The organism is Streptomyces sp. NPDC043867, from assembly GCF_056435845.1.
Genome location: NZ_JBWKDS010000022.1, coordinates 115,600 through 131,372 on the forward strand (window position 1 = coordinate 115,600; position 15,773 = coordinate 131,372).

17 protein-coding genes and 1 tRNA gene are annotated in these 15,773 nt (G+C 72.7%); 13 read left to right on the forward strand and 5 right to left on the reverse strand.

The genetic code is table 11. The features are described from left to right. Positions 1–41 precede the first annotated feature (41 nt). Together AC069T_RS22410 and AC069T_RS22415 are read right to left on the reverse strand one after the other, a co-directional pair. Positions 42–707 carry an HAD-IA family hydrolase gene (locus AC069T_RS22410; RefSeq protein ID WP_478784408.1) on the reverse strand — a complete coding sequence of 222 codons (666 nt, stop codon included), beginning with the start codon at positions 705–707 and terminating at the stop codon, positions 42–44. A 217-nt stretch (positions 708–924) separates the two neighbouring features. Next, on the reverse strand, positions 925–1,506 hold the full coding sequence (locus AC069T_RS22415; RefSeq protein ID WP_478784409.1) for a TMEM165/GDT1 family protein: 582 nt from the start codon (positions 1,504–1,506) through the stop codon (positions 925–927). A 398-nt stretch (positions 1,507–1,904) separates the two neighbouring features. Here AC069T_RS22415 and AC069T_RS22420 point away from each other — a divergent pair, with 398 nt between their 5' ends. The 6 genes from AC069T_RS22420 (at position 1,905) to AC069T_RS22445 (ending at position 8,419) form a co-directional block, all read left to right on the forward strand. Further along, positions 1,905–2,549 (forward strand): HNH endonuclease family protein, encoded by a 645-nt coding sequence (locus AC069T_RS22420; protein ID WP_478784410.1) that lies wholly within the window; start codon positions 1,905–1,907, stop codon positions 2,547–2,549. Between the two features lie 80 nt (positions 2,550–2,629). After that, on the forward strand, positions 2,630–4,279 hold the full coding sequence (locus tag AC069T_RS22425; RefSeq protein WP_478784411.1) for an alkaline phosphatase D family protein: 1,650 nt from the start codon (positions 2,630–2,632) through the stop codon (positions 4,277–4,279). Positions 4,280–4,460: 181 nt separating this feature from the next. After that, positions 4,461–6,383: an FAD/NAD(P)-binding protein gene (locus AC069T_RS22430; protein WP_478784412.1), complete on the forward strand. Its 1,923-nt coding sequence runs from the start codon at positions 4,461–4,463 to the stop codon at positions 6,381–6,383. Positions 6,384–6,466: 83 nt separating this feature from the next. Continuing rightward, positions 6,467–6,919, forward strand: coding sequence for a DoxX family protein (locus AC069T_RS22435; protein ID WP_478784413.1), 453 nt, complete (start codon positions 6,467–6,469; stop codon positions 6,917–6,919). A 291-nt stretch (positions 6,920–7,210) separates the two neighbouring features. Next, positions 7,211–7,336, forward strand: coding sequence for a hypothetical protein (locus AC069T_RS22440; protein ID WP_478784414.1), 126 nt, complete (start codon positions 7,211–7,213; stop codon positions 7,334–7,336). 468 nt (positions 7,337–7,804) lie between these two features. Next, positions 7,805–8,419 carry a DedA family protein gene (locus tag AC069T_RS22445; RefSeq protein WP_478784415.1) on the forward strand — a complete coding sequence of 205 codons (615 nt, stop codon included), beginning with the start codon at positions 7,805–7,807 and terminating at the stop codon, positions 8,417–8,419. A gap of 272 nt (positions 8,420–8,691) precedes the next feature. Here the strand turns inward: AC069T_RS22445 and AC069T_RS22450 are convergent, their stop codons facing one another. Further along, positions 8,692–8,916: a DUF2277 domain-containing protein gene (locus AC069T_RS22450; RefSeq protein WP_358854348.1), complete on the reverse strand. Its 225-nt coding sequence runs from the start codon at positions 8,914–8,916 to the stop codon at positions 8,692–8,694. Between the two features lie 133 nt (positions 8,917–9,049). Here AC069T_RS22450 and AC069T_RS22455 point away from each other — a divergent pair, with 133 nt between their 5' ends. After that, positions 9,050–10,021: a ketopantoate reductase family protein gene (locus tag AC069T_RS22455; RefSeq protein WP_478784416.1), complete on the forward strand. Its 972-nt coding sequence runs from the start codon at positions 9,050–9,052 to the stop codon at positions 10,019–10,021. 156 nt (positions 10,022–10,177) lie between these two features. Continuing rightward, positions 10,178–10,525, forward strand: a complete 348-nt coding sequence (locus tag AC069T_RS22460; RefSeq protein WP_478784417.1) for a hypothetical protein — start codon at positions 10,178–10,180, stop codon at positions 10,523–10,525. Positions 10,526–10,573: 48 nt separating this feature from the next. Here the strand turns inward: AC069T_RS22460 and AC069T_RS22465 are convergent, their stop codons facing one another. Further along, the gene (locus AC069T_RS22465) at positions 10,574–11,125 is read right to left on the reverse strand and encodes a hypothetical protein (protein WP_478784418.1); all 552 of its coding nucleotides are present in this window, start codon (positions 11,123–11,125) and stop codon (positions 10,574–10,576) included. 279 nt (positions 11,126–11,404) lie between these two features. Here AC069T_RS22465 and AC069T_RS22470 point away from each other — a divergent pair, with 279 nt between their 5' ends. Continuing rightward, positions 11,405–11,671, forward strand: coding sequence for a DUF6959 family protein (locus AC069T_RS22470; RefSeq protein WP_478784419.1), 267 nt, complete (start codon positions 11,405–11,407; stop codon positions 11,669–11,671). A gap of 215 nt (positions 11,672–11,886) precedes the next feature. On the opposite strand, the gene AC069T_RS22475 is transcribed toward AC069T_RS22470, so the two are convergent. Beyond that, a tRNA-Val gene (locus AC069T_RS22475) sits at positions 11,887–11,961 on the reverse strand. Between the two features lie 203 nt (positions 11,962–12,164). Here AC069T_RS22475 and AC069T_RS22480 point away from each other — a divergent pair. The 4 genes from AC069T_RS22480 (at position 12,165) to AC069T_RS22495 (ending at position 15,724) form a co-directional block, all read left to right on the forward strand. Then, positions 12,165–12,992, forward strand: a complete 828-nt coding sequence (locus tag AC069T_RS22480) for a DUF4097 family beta strand repeat-containing protein (RefSeq protein WP_478784420.1) — start codon at positions 12,165–12,167, stop codon at positions 12,990–12,992. A gap of 72 nt (positions 12,993–13,064) precedes the next feature. Then, complete coding sequence (locus AC069T_RS22485) at positions 13,065–14,507, forward strand: hypothetical protein (RefSeq protein ID WP_478784421.1); 1,443 nt, start codon at positions 13,065–13,067, stop codon at positions 14,505–14,507. Between the two features lie 231 nt (positions 14,508–14,738). Continuing rightward, positions 14,739–15,371: a DUF4383 domain-containing protein gene (locus AC069T_RS22490; RefSeq protein ID WP_478784422.1), complete on the forward strand. Its 633-nt coding sequence runs from the start codon at positions 14,739–14,741 to the stop codon at positions 15,369–15,371. Positions 15,372–15,505: 134 nt separating this feature from the next. Next, complete coding sequence (locus tag AC069T_RS22495) at positions 15,506–15,724, forward strand: FmdB family zinc ribbon protein (RefSeq protein WP_478784423.1); 219 nt, start codon at positions 15,506–15,508, stop codon at positions 15,722–15,724. Positions 15,725–15,773 lie beyond the last annotated feature (49 nt).

Consider the following 15,773-nt stretch of genomic DNA (forward strand, 5'->3'; position numbering starts at 1 on the left):
TCGGCGCCCCGGCCTCACTCGAGCGGCGGTCCCGGCAACCCTCAGCCGATGTGCAGCCGGATCGACCCGTCCGCACCCGCCTCGACCCGCACCTGCGTGAGATCGTCGACCAGGGCATCGGGGCCGTGGACCGCGGCGCGGGGGCCGACCCCGACGACCCGCATCCCGGCGGCCCTGCCGGCGGCGATCCCCGCGCCGGAGTCCTCGAAGACGACGCAGTCCTCGGGCGCGACGCCCAGTTCGGCGGCGCCCTTGAGGAAGCCCTCGGGATCCGGCTTGCTCGCGCCGACCGATTCGGCGGTGATGCGCAGGCGGGGCAGCCCAAGCCCGGCGGCGGCCATCCGCGCGGTGGACAGGCCGACGTCGGCCGAGGTCACGAGCGCGTGCGGAAGCCCGGCGAGGGAGGCGAGGAACACCGCGGCTCCGGGCACCTCGACGACACCGTCCATGTCGGCGGTCTCCTCGGCGAGCATGCGGGCGTTGTCCGCGTGGTTCTGCTCCATGGGCCGGTGCGGCAGCAGGACCGCCATGGAGGCGTAGCCCTGGCGGCCGTGGACGACCTTCATGACCTCGTCCCCGTCGAGCCCGTGCCGGTCGGCCCAGCGCCGCCAGCAGCGCTCGACCACGGTGTCGGAGTTGACGAGCGTTCCGTCCATGTCGAGCAGGAGGGCGCGGGCGGTCAGAACGGTGGTGGCCGTCATCGGCATGCTCCAAGACGCGTGAGAGGGAGCCGCGCGGGGCCCCCGGGGACAAGGCGGCCCCGCCCGCCGGTCAGGGAGAACGGGCGGGAGCCACTTTGTTTCTTCACGATACAAAACAATGGACCTCTGGCGCCACCACGCCTGACCAGGGGCTTCGCCGGGCACCTGCGCGAGAGCCCGGGCCGGGACGCCGAAGGGAGGTGATTCCCCCGCGGTGACGGGCTCATCCGGTCACCGCCTCGTACAGGCTCCACAGGCCGAGGGCCAGCATCAGCAGCGCCGCGACCTTCGTGATGAGCGCGAGCGGCACCCGCTTCATCAGGGCCTTGCCGCCGACGATGCCGAGGCCGGCGACCGCCCACAGGGCGAGGACCGCGCCGAGACCGACGGAGAGCGGATCGTCGTACCGGGCGGCGAGGTTGGCCGTCATGATCTGGGTGAGGTCACCGAACTCGGCGACCAGGATGAGCATGAACCCCGCGCCCGCGACCTTCCAGAAGCTCTGGTTCGCGGGGTCGCGGACCTCCTCCTCGTCCTCGCCCTTCTTCATCAGCAGCACCGCGGCGCCGGCGAGGAAGAGCACACCCGTGAGCGCGTGCACGATCTGCTGCGGCAGCAGGGTCAGCACGCTGCCCGCCGCGACGGCGAGCGCCACGTGGACGGCGAAGGCGGCGGCGACGCCGGCGAAGACGTACGAGGCGCGGTAGCGCGTGCCGAGCACGAGTCCGGCGAGCGCGGTCTTGTCCGGCAGCTCGGCAAGGAAGACGACGCCGAAGACGAGCGCCGTCACGCTGAAGCTGATCAATGTTCCTCAATCGGTCGGGGCCGCCCCGCCGAGAGTGCTGTGCTGCGCTTGGACACCTCGGCACGGCAGCACACACGGGCACCCGCACGGGGACGCGCGGGCGGTGCACTGCTTGCCGAAGGTCTCGCTGGCCGGCCCCGCGCACGAGGTCTGCCTCCGGGCGCCGGCTCAGACGAGCTGAGCAGTATGTCGACGGTCCGGCGAAGAGCTACTCCCCTTCTGCGCCGTCCATCCTACGCGACGCCCGCGGACGCCCCCAGGGTCTTTGGTCCCGTCACGACCCTTGCTTTGTCATGTACGCGTCATTAACTTCTCACCCGACGCACATCTCCCGGAAACAAGCCGCCGCAAGCATGTGCTCGCTCGCCCCAACGGTCCTGCTCTGCAAGGGAGTTCGCATGCCAAAGGTCTACGCGCGTCGACGGCTGAGCATACTCGCAGCCGTCACCGGTCTGATAGCCATGGCCGGGATTTTCAACAGCCCGACGGCCTCCGCCGCTCTGCCCACCCCGGTCAGCGCCGCCACCGCCCGCAGCTACCTCGCCTCGCTCACCGTGGCGACCGAGGACCGCACCGGATACAACCGCGACCTCTTCCCGCACTGGATCACCGTCAGCGGGGCGTGCAACACCCGTGAGACGGTCCTGAAGCGCGACGGCACGAACGTCGTCACCGACTCCGCCTGCGCCGCCACCAGCGGCAGCTGGTACTCGGTCTACGACGGCGCGACCTGGACCGCCGCCTCCGACCTGGACATCGACCACCTGGTGCCGCTGGCCGAGGCATGGGACTCCGGCGCCGACAGCTGGACCACCGCGCAGCGCCAGGCCTTCGCCAACGACCTGACGCGCCCCCAGCTCATCGCCGTCACCGACAACGTCAACCAGGCCAAGGGCGACCAGGACCCCGCCACCTGGATGCCCTCACGGACCACCTACGCCTGCACCTACGTGCGCGCCTGGGTCCAGGTGAAGTACTACTACGACCTCTCGGTCGACAGCGCGGAGAAAAACAAGCTGTCCTCGGTGCTCAGCGGCTGCTGAGGGCCCGACACTTCCCGGGAACCCTGTCGCCGGTCTCCGTCGTTCCGTACCGTACGGGACGACGGAGGAAGGTGATCGCCGTGTCGGAGCTGCTCCTGGGCCCCCTGCTCAGGTTTGTCGACGACTCGTCCGCGACCGTATGGGTCGAGACGAGTGGTCCGTGTACCGCGAGGGTGCGGTGCGCCAAGGGTGCCGAGGGCGAGGCCCGCACGTTCCAAGTCGCCGGCCACCACTACGCGCTGGTGGTCCTCACCGCCCTCGAGCCGGGCACCGAATCGACGTACGAACTGCTGCTGGACGACACACCCGTCTGGCCGCCGCCCGACTCGCGCTTCCCGCCCCCGGCCATCCGCACCCTGGACCGGGACAGCGGGGACAGCGTGCGGGTCACCTTCGGCTCCTGCCGCTGGGCGGCGCCGCCCGGGGACGAGAAGGACCCCGTGGGCCCCGACGCCCTGGACACGCTCGCCGCGCGCCTGTCCTCCTCCCCGGAGGCGGAGCGCCCCGACGTGCTCCTCCTGCTCGGCGACCAGGTGTACGCGGACGAGACCTCCGAGTCCACCCGCCGCTGGATCGCCTCCCGCCGCGACCTGGACCAGCCCCCGGGCGAGCAGGTCGCGGACTACGAGGAGTACACCCGGCTGTACCACGAATCGTGGCGGGACTCCGAGATCCGCTGGCTGCTGTCCACGGTCCCCACCTGCATGATCTTCGACGACCACGACGTCATCGACGACTGGAACACGAGCGCGTCCTGGCTCGCCGACATCCGTGCCACGTCGTGGTGGCGCGAGCGCATCCTGGGCGGCCTGATGTCGTACTGGGTCCACCAGCACCTCGGCAACCTGTCCCCGGCCGAGCTGGCGGCCGACCCGCTCTACGCCGCCGTCCGCGCGACCTCCGACGGCACGGACGTCCTGCGGGAGCACGCCGCCCGGTCCGACGCCGAGCCGGCCTCGGTCCGCTGGAGCTACCGCCGCGACTTCGGCCGCGTCCGCGTGGTGATGCTGGACTCGCGGGCGGCCCGCGTCCTGGACGAGGTCAACCGCTCGATGCTGGACGAGGGCGAGGAGCGCTGGCTGCGGGAGCAGGTGCTGGACCGCCGCGACGCCTACGACCACCTCCTCATCGGCACCTCGCTGCCCTGGCTGCTCCCCCACCTCATCCACGACGCCGAGACGTGGAACGCCGGCGTGTGCCGGGGCGAGCGCGGGGCCCGCTGGGCGCGCATCGGGGAACAGGTGCGCAGGAAGGCCGATCTGGAGCACTGGGCGGCGTTCCCCGAGTCCTTCGAGGCGCTGCGCCGGCTGATCGCCGAGGCGGGAAGCGGCGAACAGGCCCCGGCCACGGTGCTCGTGCTCTCCGGTGACGTGCACCACGCCTATGTCGCCGAGCCCCTGTGGCCCGCCGACGCCACCCCGGACGCCCGGGTCCTCCAGCTGACCTGCTCCCCCGTCCACAACTCCATCCCCACGTCCATGCGGCTCGGTTTCCGCTTCGGCTGGAGCCGGACGGGACGCGCGATAGGGCGCCTGCTCTCCCGGCACGGACGTCTCGGCCGGCCCGCGGTGGACTGGCGCAGGATGGGCGGACCCTGGTTCGGCAACCAGCTCATGACCCTGACCCTGCACGGACGCGAAGCCCGGCTGCGCCTCGAACAGGCCCGCGCGGTCGAGGGCGCCGACGCCCGGCTGACGACGGTGGAGGAGTCCCGCCTCACCCCGCAATGAGCCCATTGCGCCCGGTTGCCCGGTGCGTTGTCCCGGATGCTCGTGAGGCATCCCACACCCGGCGCCGATCATCCGCTCCGGGCTCGGCTCCCACCCCGTACGACGGCATGATGAGGCAGACCGTCCGCTTCCGGCGGACGGTCTGCTGCCCTTGCGCCTCATACGCCCGGGAGTCACCCCCTTGTCTGCAGCACCCGCGGAAGCCGCGTACGCCTCCGTCGCCCTGATCGGCGCGGGTCCCCGCGGCACCAGCGTCCTGGAGCGTCTGTGCGCCTCCGCACCCGAACTGCTCCCACCTGGCGCGTGCCTGACCGTCCATGTCGTCGACCCGTCGCCGCCGGGTCCCGGCCGGGTCTGGCGGACCACGCAGCCGCCGGAGCTGCTGATGAACACCGTCGCCTCGCAGGTGACCCTCTTCACCGACGACAGCGTCGAGTGCGCCGGCCCGGTACGCCCCGGCCCCAGCCTGTACGCCTGGGCCGCCGACTCCGACGCCGAGGCGGGGCCCGGCCCCGACGACTACCCGACGCGGGCCCAGTACGGCCGCTATCTCGCGTGGGTCTTCGCCGAGACGGTCCGCGCCGCGCCGCCCTGCGTGCGCGTCGAGACGCACAGCGCCCGCGCCGTCCGCCTCGACGACGGCCCCGGCGGCCGGCAGACGGTCACTCTCTCCACCGGCAGGACCCTGCGGGACCTGTCCGCGGTGGTCCTCGCCCAGGGCCATCTGCCGGTGCTAGCGGACCCCGGGCACCGGCACCTGAGCGCGTACGCCGGCCGGCACGGGCTGCGCCACGTCCCGCCCGCCAACCCCGCCGACGTCGACCTCGCCCCGATCGCCCCCGGCGAACCGGTGCTGCTGCGCGGGCTCGGCCTCAACTTCTTCGACCACATGGCCCTGTTGACGACCGGCCGCGGCGGCCGGTTCGTCCGCACGGACGGGGGCCTGCGTTACCAATCCTCGGGCAACGAGCCCCGCCTGTACGCCGGTTCCCGCCGGGGGATCCCCCACCAGGCCCGCGGCGACAACGCGAAGGGACCGTACGGCCGCCACACCCCGCTGGTCCTCACCCAGGAGGTGATCTCCCGCTTCCGCAAGCGCGCGGACTCCGGGGAGGCGCCGGACTTCCTCACCGAGATATGGCCGCTGGTCGCCAAGGAGGTCGAAACGGTCTACTACGAGGGGCTGTTGCGGCGCCGGGGAACACCCGCACGGGCCGCCTTCCGGGACCGCTTCCTGGCCGGCGCGCACCGCGGCCCCCAGGAGGCGGCGCTGCTCGACGAGTTCGGCGTCCCGCACGCCGACCGCTGGTCCTGGGACCGGCTCTCCCGCCCGTACGGCCCGCGGTCCTTCACGGGACCGGACTCCTGGCGCGGCTGGCTGCTCTCGCATCTGCGCGCGGACGCCGGACAGGCCGCCCTCGGCAATGTCGACGGCCCGCTGAAGGCCGCCCTCGACGTACTGCGCGACCTGCGCAACGAACTGCGGCTGATCGTGGACCACGGCGGCCTGTCGGGCACCTCGCGCCGGGACCATCTGGACCGCTGGTACACCCCGCTCAACGCCTTCCTCTCCATCGGCCCGCCCCGGCGGCGCATCGAGGAGATGGCCGCGCTGATCGAGGCGGGCGTGCTGGACGTGGTCGGCCCGCGGACGGAGGTGCGGACCGAGGGCGGCAGGTGGGTCGCCCACTCCCCCGAGGTGCCGGGCTCGGCCGTCCACGCCACCACGCTCGTCGAGGCGCGGCTACCGGAACCGGATGTGCGGCGGACCGCGGACGAACTCCTCGCCGGGCTGCTGAAGTCGGGCCGCTGCCGCCCGCACACCGTCGACGGCTACGAAACCGGCGGGCTGGACGTGACCCCGCGCCCGTACCGGCTGATGGATCGTCAGGGGCAGCCGCACGCACGCCGGTTCGCCTTCGGTGTGCCGACGGAAGGTGTGCACTGGGTGACGGCGGCCGGGGCCAGGCCAGGGGTGGATTCGGTCACGCTGTCGGACGCCGACGCGGTGGCGAGGGCGGCGCTACATGCGACGGCCCCCGAAACGGAACCGGAAACGGAGCCTAAACCGAGGCCGAATGTTGAACTTGCAAGTATAGATTAGGTACGCCTAACCTTTGCTCACTCGGTTCCGTCCCCGAGACCGGTCCGTCCGCGGACCGGCCCCGACCGAAGGAGTCCCCCCACATGACCGGACGCCTCAACAGCGCCCAGCCCTATGCCATCGGCCTGTTCCGCATCGTCGTCGGCCTGCTCTTCGCCTGCCACGGCGCCGCCTCGCTCTTCGGCGTCCTCGGCGGCGCCGTGGGCGGCGGTTCCGTCCCCGCCGGCACCTGGCCTGGCTGGTACGCGGCCGTGATCCAGCTCGTCGGCGGCACCCTGGTACTGCTCGGCCTCGGCACCCGTGCCGCCGCCTTCGTCTCGTCGGGTTCGATGGCGTACGCGTACTTCGACGTGCACCAGTCGGCGGCCCTGTGGCCCATCCAGAACGGCGGCGAACTCTCCGCACTGTTCTGCTGGTCCCTGTTCCTGCTGGTCTTCACCGGCTCGGGCGCTCTCGGCCTCGACCGGCTCCTCGCGGGCCGCACCTCCCCGGCGGCCGACAAGGACACCGCGGGCCAGGCACCCGTCACGGCCTGACCCGTCGCACGCCGGCGCCCGCCCCCACCCCGGGCGGACGCCGGCGTCACCCGGCCCGCGGCAAGGGTGCATTGGCCACGGGCGTCGGCTTGGCAGCGGGTGCCGCCGCCGAGAGCGCGTGCGGCGCGGTCGCCGTCGCCGTCAGCGCGCCCACTGCGGGCCTGGGAGGGCCGGCTGTCGGCGCCACCTGCTTCGGCATCGGATACGGCGCGGGCGAACTGGGGGAGAAGGCCGCAACCAGCGCCCTGAATCAGACACCGCCAAGCAACAACCAGCAGACAGGAGCACTACATGTCGCACGCTCAGCTCCTGGCCAAGGGCGCCGGGGAGGGCACTCCCTCCTTCTGGATCATCGCTGTCGTCCTGGTCGTCATCGTCGGAGTGGCGCTCTTGATCAGCAAGGCCCGCAAGAGGTAGTTCGGTCCACGGAACACGGAGAAGGTGTGGCGGGGGGGGGGGGGGGGGGGGGGGGGGGGGGGGGGGGGGGGGGGCGGGGGGGGCGGGGGGAGGGGGGGGGGGGGGGGGGGGGGGGGGGACGGTCGGGACAAAACACCCCAAAGAGGGGCGTTCCTCCACACAAAAAAGGGAGGGGTTTTGCCCCCCCCCTGGCTTTTCCTTCCCCCCCCGGCCGCCCCGTTGCCCCGTAGCCACAGGGCCGTGACCGGTGCTCGCGCGGCGGGCCCGATGCTCGTCGCAGCCCCCGTATGGCCCTTGACGCCGGCGTACTCGGCGGCGACTCCGCCAGCGGGGTGACGACACATGCGCCCCCGTGGATCTCCTGTCACACCTCACGCGTACGCTCAATGGCTGTCACAGGCCGCCCTGCCGCTCCTCCCGACGTCGCGGCGTGGTCGTGCCCACGGGGGAGTCCAGGGGGAGTGTTCGGTGCTTGAGAGTGTGGGGCTGCTGACCGGCAGCCCATGGATCTACGCCGTGGTGGCCGTGTCCGTGCTGCTGGACGTCTTCCTGCCGGTCCTGCCCAGCGGAGTCCTGGTCATCGCCGCGGCCACGGCGGCCGCGGCGGGCACCGCGACGGGCGCGCGGGTCCCGCACGACGTGCCCGACATCCTGGCCCTCACCCTCTGCGCGGCGACCGCGTCGGTGCTGGGCGACATGGTGGCGTTCCGCCTCGCCAGGCGCGGCGGCGAACGCCTCGACCGCGCCATCGCCCGCTCCCGTCGGCTGACCCGCGCGCAGGAACGTCTCGGCGCCGCGCTCGCCCGGGGCGGCGGCGGCCTGGTCGTGATCGCCCGTTTTGCCCCCGCGGGCCGCTCGGTCGTCTCCCTCGGCGCGGGCGCCGCTCACCGCCGGGTCCGCGAGTTCCTGCCGTGGTCCATCCTCGCGGGCGTCGCGTGGGCCGCGTACAGCGTGGCCCTCGGCTACTTCGGCGGCCAGTGGCTGGGCGCCACCTGGCTGGCGACGGGCGTCTCCTTCGCGGCCCTCTGTGCCGCCGGAGCGGTGGCCGCGTTCCTGGTACGCCGCCCGGCGGTGCGGCGGTAGCAGCGCCCCACCGGCCCTGCCCCCGCCCACCGTCCCACCGGCCCTGCCCCCGCCCACCGTCCCACCGGCTGTGCCCCGGGCCGCCGTCCCACCCGGGCCTGCCCTCGCCAGCCGGGACAGGCCCGGGGCCCCGCCCCTGCTCGCCGCGCCCGCCCGGCGGAGCGATGCCGGGGGCACGGCACCCGGCACCCCAGGACGGGCAGGGCGGAGCCAGGGGGCGGGCGGGCGGCCGGAAGCCCGGCCACGGGACGCGCCCCCGGGAGCGGGGCGGCTCAGTGAGTCGCCGCCCGCCCGCGCACCTCCAGCCCCTCCAGCAATTCGGCCGTCGCCGCGGCGACGGCCTCCACGGCACGGTCGAAGACCTCGCGGTTGTGCGCGGCCGGCGCCCGGAAACCGGACACCTTGCGGACGTACTGGAGGGCGGCGGCCCGGATGTCCTCCTCGGTCGCCTCCTCGGGGAGTACGGGCGGACGGAGCGTCTTGATGCTGCGGCACATAGGTCCAGTGTCGCGCGCACGCGACCGTCCCCGCCCGGAAACGACGGCCTCTGTCCCCGCCCACCCTTCCGGTGAGATCATCCACGGCGAGGCGGCCACCGTCACGGGGCCGACCGACGAGAGGAATGACCACATGACGGACAACCATGCCCCGGACCGGAGCGCACCCCTGCCCACCAGCGCCGAAACCCCCGCTTCCCCGGCCGGGGACCGGCTGACGGTCGCGGTACTGGGCCCGGGCGGCGTGGGCGGACTCCTCGCGGCGCTCATGGCACGGGCCGGACACCGGGTGATCTGCCTGGCCCGGGACGAGACGGCACGGACGCTGCGCACCGGCGGCATCCGCGTGCACAGCGGCCCGTTCGGCGACTTCACGGCGCGGGTGGCGGCGGACACCGAGCTGCGCGAACCGGTCGACGCGTGCCTGATCGCCGTCAAGCACACGGCCCTGGACGAGGCCCTGGACCGCGTACCGCCGCACGCGCTCGGCGAGAACGGCCTGGTCGTACCGTTCCTGAACGGTGTGGAGCACCCCGCGGCCCTGCGCGCCCGCTACGGTGCCGCCCGGGTGGCCCCCGCCGCCATCCGGGTGGAGTCGACCCGCGTCGCCCCCGGTGTGATCGAGCACGGCAGCCCCTTCGCGGAGATCGACCTGACCGGGGACACGGTGCCGCGCGAACGTCTCGACGCGCTCGCCGGGGCCCTCGCGAAGGCGGGACCGGCCGTCCGGGTCCGGGACGACGAGGCGGCGACGCTGTGGGCGAAGATGTCTTTCCTGGCACCGTTCGCCCTGCTGACGACCCGTCACGGGCTGCCGCTGGGTGACGTACGCACCAGTCACCGCGCGGAGTTGACGGCGCTGGTCGAGGAGACGGCGGCGGTCAGCCGTGCGAGCGGCGCCCCGGCGGACCCGGCGCAGGCGCTCGCCCGTTACGACGCGTTCCCGCCCGACACCAGGTCCTCCATGCAGCGGGACGCGGAGGCGGGCCGCCCGCTGGAACTCGACGCGATCGGCGGCGCGTTGCTGCGCGCGGCGGAACGGTACGGGGTGTCCGTGCCGGTGGCGGCCCGGCTGGTACGGGAGCTGGCGGACACGGCTCGCTGAGCCGCGGTGGCCGGGGCGGCGGGGAGGCGGGGAGGCGGGGTTGGCGTTGACCCGGTGAAGCGGGGCTCAGCCCGCACCGCCCCCGTCGCCCACCCGTTCGCATGAAGTCACCGGAGGAACTCGCATCACAAAATCGAACAGGCGTACCATTGCCGCGTGGCAGCGACTCCCCATGACTTCCCGAGTGACCTCCTGGCCGGTCAGGAGGAGCTGCATCAGGTCCGGGCGGAGCTTCTGGCCCTGTTCAAGCGGCTCCCCTGGTCGGTGGAACCGCTGGACGGCTTCAGCGACGACAGCGGCTGGCGCAAGGTGGAGCGCCCCGCGTCCCCGGGCTGGACGGCCGACGACCAGGCCGAGGTGGAGAAACTCCGCCGACGCGAACGCGAACTGGCCGTCTTCGTGACCTGCCACCGCTTCTGGGGCCAGGTCGCGACCGCGGAAAGAGTCGACGCCCGGAGCAGACTGAAACACACCCGCGAGACCCCCGCCCGGGCCGCGGACTGACCACCGGACGCGGCGCGGCTGCGCCCCTCCAGCCGGGCGCCGGCGGTCTCAGCGCCGGTTGCGGCGCCCCAGCAGCATCGCCTGCTCGCTCTTGAGGCAGGTGAACCGGCCACGGGTGTACTCCCTCAGCTCCCGCCCCGGGAACGGTATGAGCGACAGGTGTTTCTCGTACCTGCCCGCGGCCCACTGCGCGGCGGTGATCTCGTATCCGGCGACATGCGCGCAGAGCTGGAGCAGGACGGGGGGCATCTCCTCCTCGATGAGGAGATCGGCCTTGGTGACCACCACGTCGCGCATGGCCCGGATGTTGGGGATGAAGACGGTGGTGGCCCAGGTGCGCCACCGGGCCAGCTCCTGCTCGGTGGGAGGTGTGTCGTGGTGGAAGGGATCGCGGCCGTCGGGGCGGGCGTACGTCTCCGCGAAGGCGTCGTAGGCGCGGCTGTTGGCTTCCATCAGCGCGAAGAGGGGACCGTAGAAGTCGCTCAGCTGCATGTTGACCCGCGCCAGCCGGGCCTGCCTCTGCGCCAGTCGCAACCCGTTGAGATAGGTCGCCAGGTAGCCGATGAACGCCAGCCCGACGGTCAGGATCACTGTGGCCATGAGGGTCGATGGTAGGGCTCGACCACGAACACCGGATCGCGAAGGGCCCCGGCACTGGCGCCGGCCCACGTACGCCGAAGACCCCCGGCCGTGCTCGACCGGGGATCTCCTGCCTGGTGGGCGCGGAGGGTCTCGAACCGCCGGCATCCGCCTTGCAGTTCGGCTTCTCGACCTATCTGAAGCCTTGGCGCCTTCACTGGTCCTCTGCGCTTGACCGCTCAAGGCCGCCTGCGTGCGCTGCCGTTGATGTCAACTGGGGATGTCAGGTTGGATGGCGCGATGAAGCGCATCGAGGCAGAGCTGTTCACTGACGGTGGCAACGACGCGGTTGTTCGCCTGCCCGATCGGAACTTCCCCGGGGTGCTGATGCAGGGCGATTCCCTTCACATCCTTCGCAGCGAGCTGGCCGAGGTAGTGGCGGCGTGCGAGCGTGGCGACCTTGCCGAGGCTCAGGACTCCGCCGGCCTTCTTCTGGCAGGCCTCGACGCCCTGCTGACGCGCTACGCGGATGCGTTGCATGAGCACGGCATCTCGCGACCGTACTGAGCTGGGGTGACTAGGGACAGCCGTCGGCGTTGCCACTCTGCGAAAGGTCACGACTGGCCACACTGAGGCGGCGGTATCCGGCCTTAGGTGAAGCGACCCCCGCGCGGACCATCCGGCACGTGAGTGGCACGGCGGCGAAAAGTCGCTGAGAAAGATCAAGGCCCAGGTCTCCGGCTTCGCACCGGTTGACCTGGGCCTTGGTCATGTCCTGAACCTGGTGGGCGCGGACGGTTTCGAACCGCCGACATCCGCCTTGTAAGGGCGGCGCTCTACCGCTGAGCTACGCGCCCAGGACGAGTCGACAGCCTACATTGCCCCAGGGCCTGTCCTGCAAACCCGTGTACGGGGTCGGCGGGGGGTTATCCCCACCCCTCTTCCGGGAGTGGCCCGGATCCTCCCGCGGGCCCTGGATCCGTACGGTCGAAGGGCGTCGGAGGAGCGTGTGCCCGAACGGCCCGGCGCGCGTCGACGTTCGCCTCAGGGGGAGATCCACATGACCCGCATGACCTGCCCGACCCGCACAGCGCGCACCCGGAGTACCCGCAGTACGGGCAGCACGCGGCGCGTCCGGACGGCTGCGGCGTCCGCCGCAGTCGTCGCCCTCGCCGCGGCGCTCTCCGCCTGCGGTGCCGACGCCGCGGACGACGCACGGCCCGACCACCGCTCGTTCGCCCTGCACGGCCGCACCCTGACCGTCGACTCGGACGACTCCGCGCTGGAGCTCGTGGTCGCGGACTCCGACGAGGCCGACGAGGTCGAGGTCACCCGGTGGTTCGAGGGGAGCGTCGTCATGGGCGAGGGCCCCGGGGTCACCTGGACCATGCGGGACGACCGGCTCGTCCTGCGGATGAAGTGCTCGGGCGTCGTCGCCGACTGCTCCGCCAGGCACCGGATCGAGGTGCCGCGCGGGATCGCCGTCACCGTCGAGGACGGCGACGGGAGCGTGACGGCGAAGGGGTTCGAGGAGCGGCTCGGCATCCGTACGTCGGACGGTTCCGTCCGCGTGACGGACTCCGCCGGCCCGCTGGACCTGCACAGCGGCGACGGTTCGATCACCGCCCTCGGCGTCGGCTCGCGCCGCGTGCGCGCCACCACCGGGGACGGCTCCGTACGGCTCGAACTGGGCGTCGTACCGCAGCTGGTGGAGTCCCGCAGCCAGGACGGTTCCATCACGATCGGGCTGCCCCGCGAGACGTACCGGGTGACGGCCGGGAGCGACGACGGTGCCGTGGACGTGTCCGTGCCCCGTGACGACAAGAGCCCCCACGTCGTGTCCGCCCGCACCGGCGACGGGAAAGTCACGGTACGAACCGCGAACTGATGAGCCCGTGTGTTCGTCCCTATCGGGTGGGAGAATGACACCGGGTAGCGGATGACAGCACGGGAGAGGGATGTGACGGCGACACCTTCGCAGCCGTACACGCCGTATGTGCCAGGTGCGGAGCAGACACGCCGTCGCCCTCCGAACCCCCGGACCGGCCGCGCCGGGGGAACGCCGCGCGGCTCCGGTGTCCCCCGCGCCGCCAGGGACACACTGACCCTGGTCGCGCTGCCGCTGCTCGCCGTGCTCGCCCTGCCGGCCGCCTTCGCCGGTGGCGGCACGCGGCGCTGGTTCGGGGGCCGCTCGGAGAGCCAGCGGGCCGAGGCACAGGCCGCGAAGGACGCGGCGGCCGCCGCCTTCTACGAGCTCGACACCGCCCAGCGCGATCTGCGGATCTCGATAGAGACCATCCGGGCCGTCGACGACTCCCCCGCGGCCCGTCGCGCGGTCTCCGACTTCGAGGCGCTCGGCCGGCGCATCGACGAGGCCAGCCACCAGTACATCAACGCCGTCGACGCCCACGACCTGGACCACGACGACCTGGAGGCGTCGGCCGCCGCGCAGGCCCGCACCGAACTCACCGCCGCCAAGGACGAGCTGGGCCGGGTCAAGCAGGACCTGGACCGTTTCGGCCAGGGCCTCGAGCCGCTGCTCGGCAAGGCCGAGACGCAGCTCGCCCGGCTCGCCCCGGCCGTCGAGCGCGCCCGCCAGGCCCTGCTCGCCACCTCGAACGCCCTCGACGCCGTGCGCGGCTCGAAGCTGAAGGCCGACGATCTCGCGGCCCGGCTCGCCGCCCTCGGCCCCGAGCTGACCAGACTCAACCAGGGCGCGGGACAGCACGGCGTACCCGAGACGCTGGAGCGCGCCGAGCGGGTCGCACGCGAGGCCGAAACGGTACGGGCCGAGGCGCAGCGGCTGCCCGAGCGGGCCGCCGAGATCGACCACCGGCTCGTCTCGCTGCGCACCCGCGCGGAGGCACTGACCACCCGGTCCGGGCAGGTCGAGCCGGTCCTCAGCGAGCTGCGGCGCCGGTTCACGGCCGCCTGCTGGCAGGACCTGCAGCACGTGCCGGACCAGGCCGGGGAGAACGTGCGGCAGGCGGAGCTGAAGCTGAAGGAGGCGCAGGCGGCGCGTGACGACCAGCGCTGGCCGGACGCGACCTCGCTGCTGTCCACGGTGCGGGCGCTGCTGAACCACACCGACGAGGCCGTCTCCGCGGCCGGTGACCGGCTCCGGCGGCTCAACGCCGTCGCGAAGGACCCGCAGCACGAGATCGACCGCACCCGCTTCGCGATCCGTGACGCGCAGCGTCTCGCCATGACGGGCCGCAACACACCCGACCCCCGGCATGCCCGCCCGCTCGACGAGTCGGTGGCCCGCCTGGACCGTGCCGTCGCCTCGCTGGAGAGCCGCCACCCCGACTACTGGCACTTCCTCACGGAGACGGAGGCGGTCCGGCGGACGGTGGCGGAGGTGGTCGGGCGGATCCGTGAGGAGCGCGGAGGCGGCGCGTGAGGCGTCGTGCGGTGCGCTGCCGCCGGACGCGTGAGGAGTTGCCGCGCGCCACCGCCGGAGGTACGGGTCCTCTCCTCGGTCCGGGATCGGGCAACGGGTTTTTTTCCTTGCGGTGACTGGGGTCCGCGGCCCGCTTTCCGGCGATCGGGGCCGCCTGATGTTGCCGGTGCCGGTCCTGCGGGCGGATCCTTGGGATACGTACACCTCCGCTGACGGCCGAGGGAGGCGAACATGGCCACACAAACACTTCATTCGGGGTCGAGGCGTCGCATCCGGTTCGACGAGCATCTTCCGGTCGACCACCATCTCAGCAGGTTCTACCGGGTCGGCGCCGGGCTGATGGGACTCGTCCTGCTCGCCTTCGGCGTCCTGGGCCTCATCGACAAGATCGGGTTCTTCGACACCCGCGGCGACACGGTGGCAGGCCTCAGCACCAACGGCGCGCTGAGCGTCATCTCGATCTGCGTCGGACTGCTGCTCTTCGTCGGCATGGTGATCGGCGGGAACTTCGCCTCGACGGTCAACATGATCGTCGGCGTTCTGTTCATCCTCAGCGGCTTCGTGAACCTGGCGCTGCTCGACACCGACAACAACTTCCTCGCCTTCCGCATCCCGAACGTGCTGTTCAGCTTCGTGGTGGGCGTCATGCTGATGTTCTTCGGCATGTACGGGAGAGTCGGTTCCGCTCTGCCGCACGACAACCCGTACTGGCGCTCCCGCCATCCCGAACAGGCGGAGACCGAGGACCGGGTGCGGGACGGGATCCACGCGGCGGAGGGGACACAGAGGCGACGCGGGCACCTCGCGCCGGGGCGCGGCGGTCAGGCCGGGGGCGACTCGGACTCCGGTCCCGGCCGGCCCTGAGTTCCCGGCCCGGGTGTGGGGTCCGGCCGCAGCGTGACCAGGGGGCGGTCGCGGCGCCGCATGGGCTCGGGACCGGCCGGCTTCAGCTCCGGCTCCGGGGCCCGGCGAGGGGCGGCGCCGGTTAACCTGTGCGCATGCCTCGCTACGAGTACCGCTGCCGGACCTGCGGCGACACCTTCGAACTGAGCCGCCCGATGGCGGAGTCCTCCGCCCCCGCGGCCTGCCCCTCCGGTCACGACGACACGGTGAAGCTCCTGTCGACCGTCGCGGTCGGCGGCTCCGCCTCGGCCTCCGCACCGGCGCCCCAGGCGGGCGGCGGTGGCGGCTGCTGCGGCGGGGGTTGCTGCGGCTGAACCGGGCGAGGGCGCACCGGGAGGATCGGCCCACAGAGCCAACGGGCGT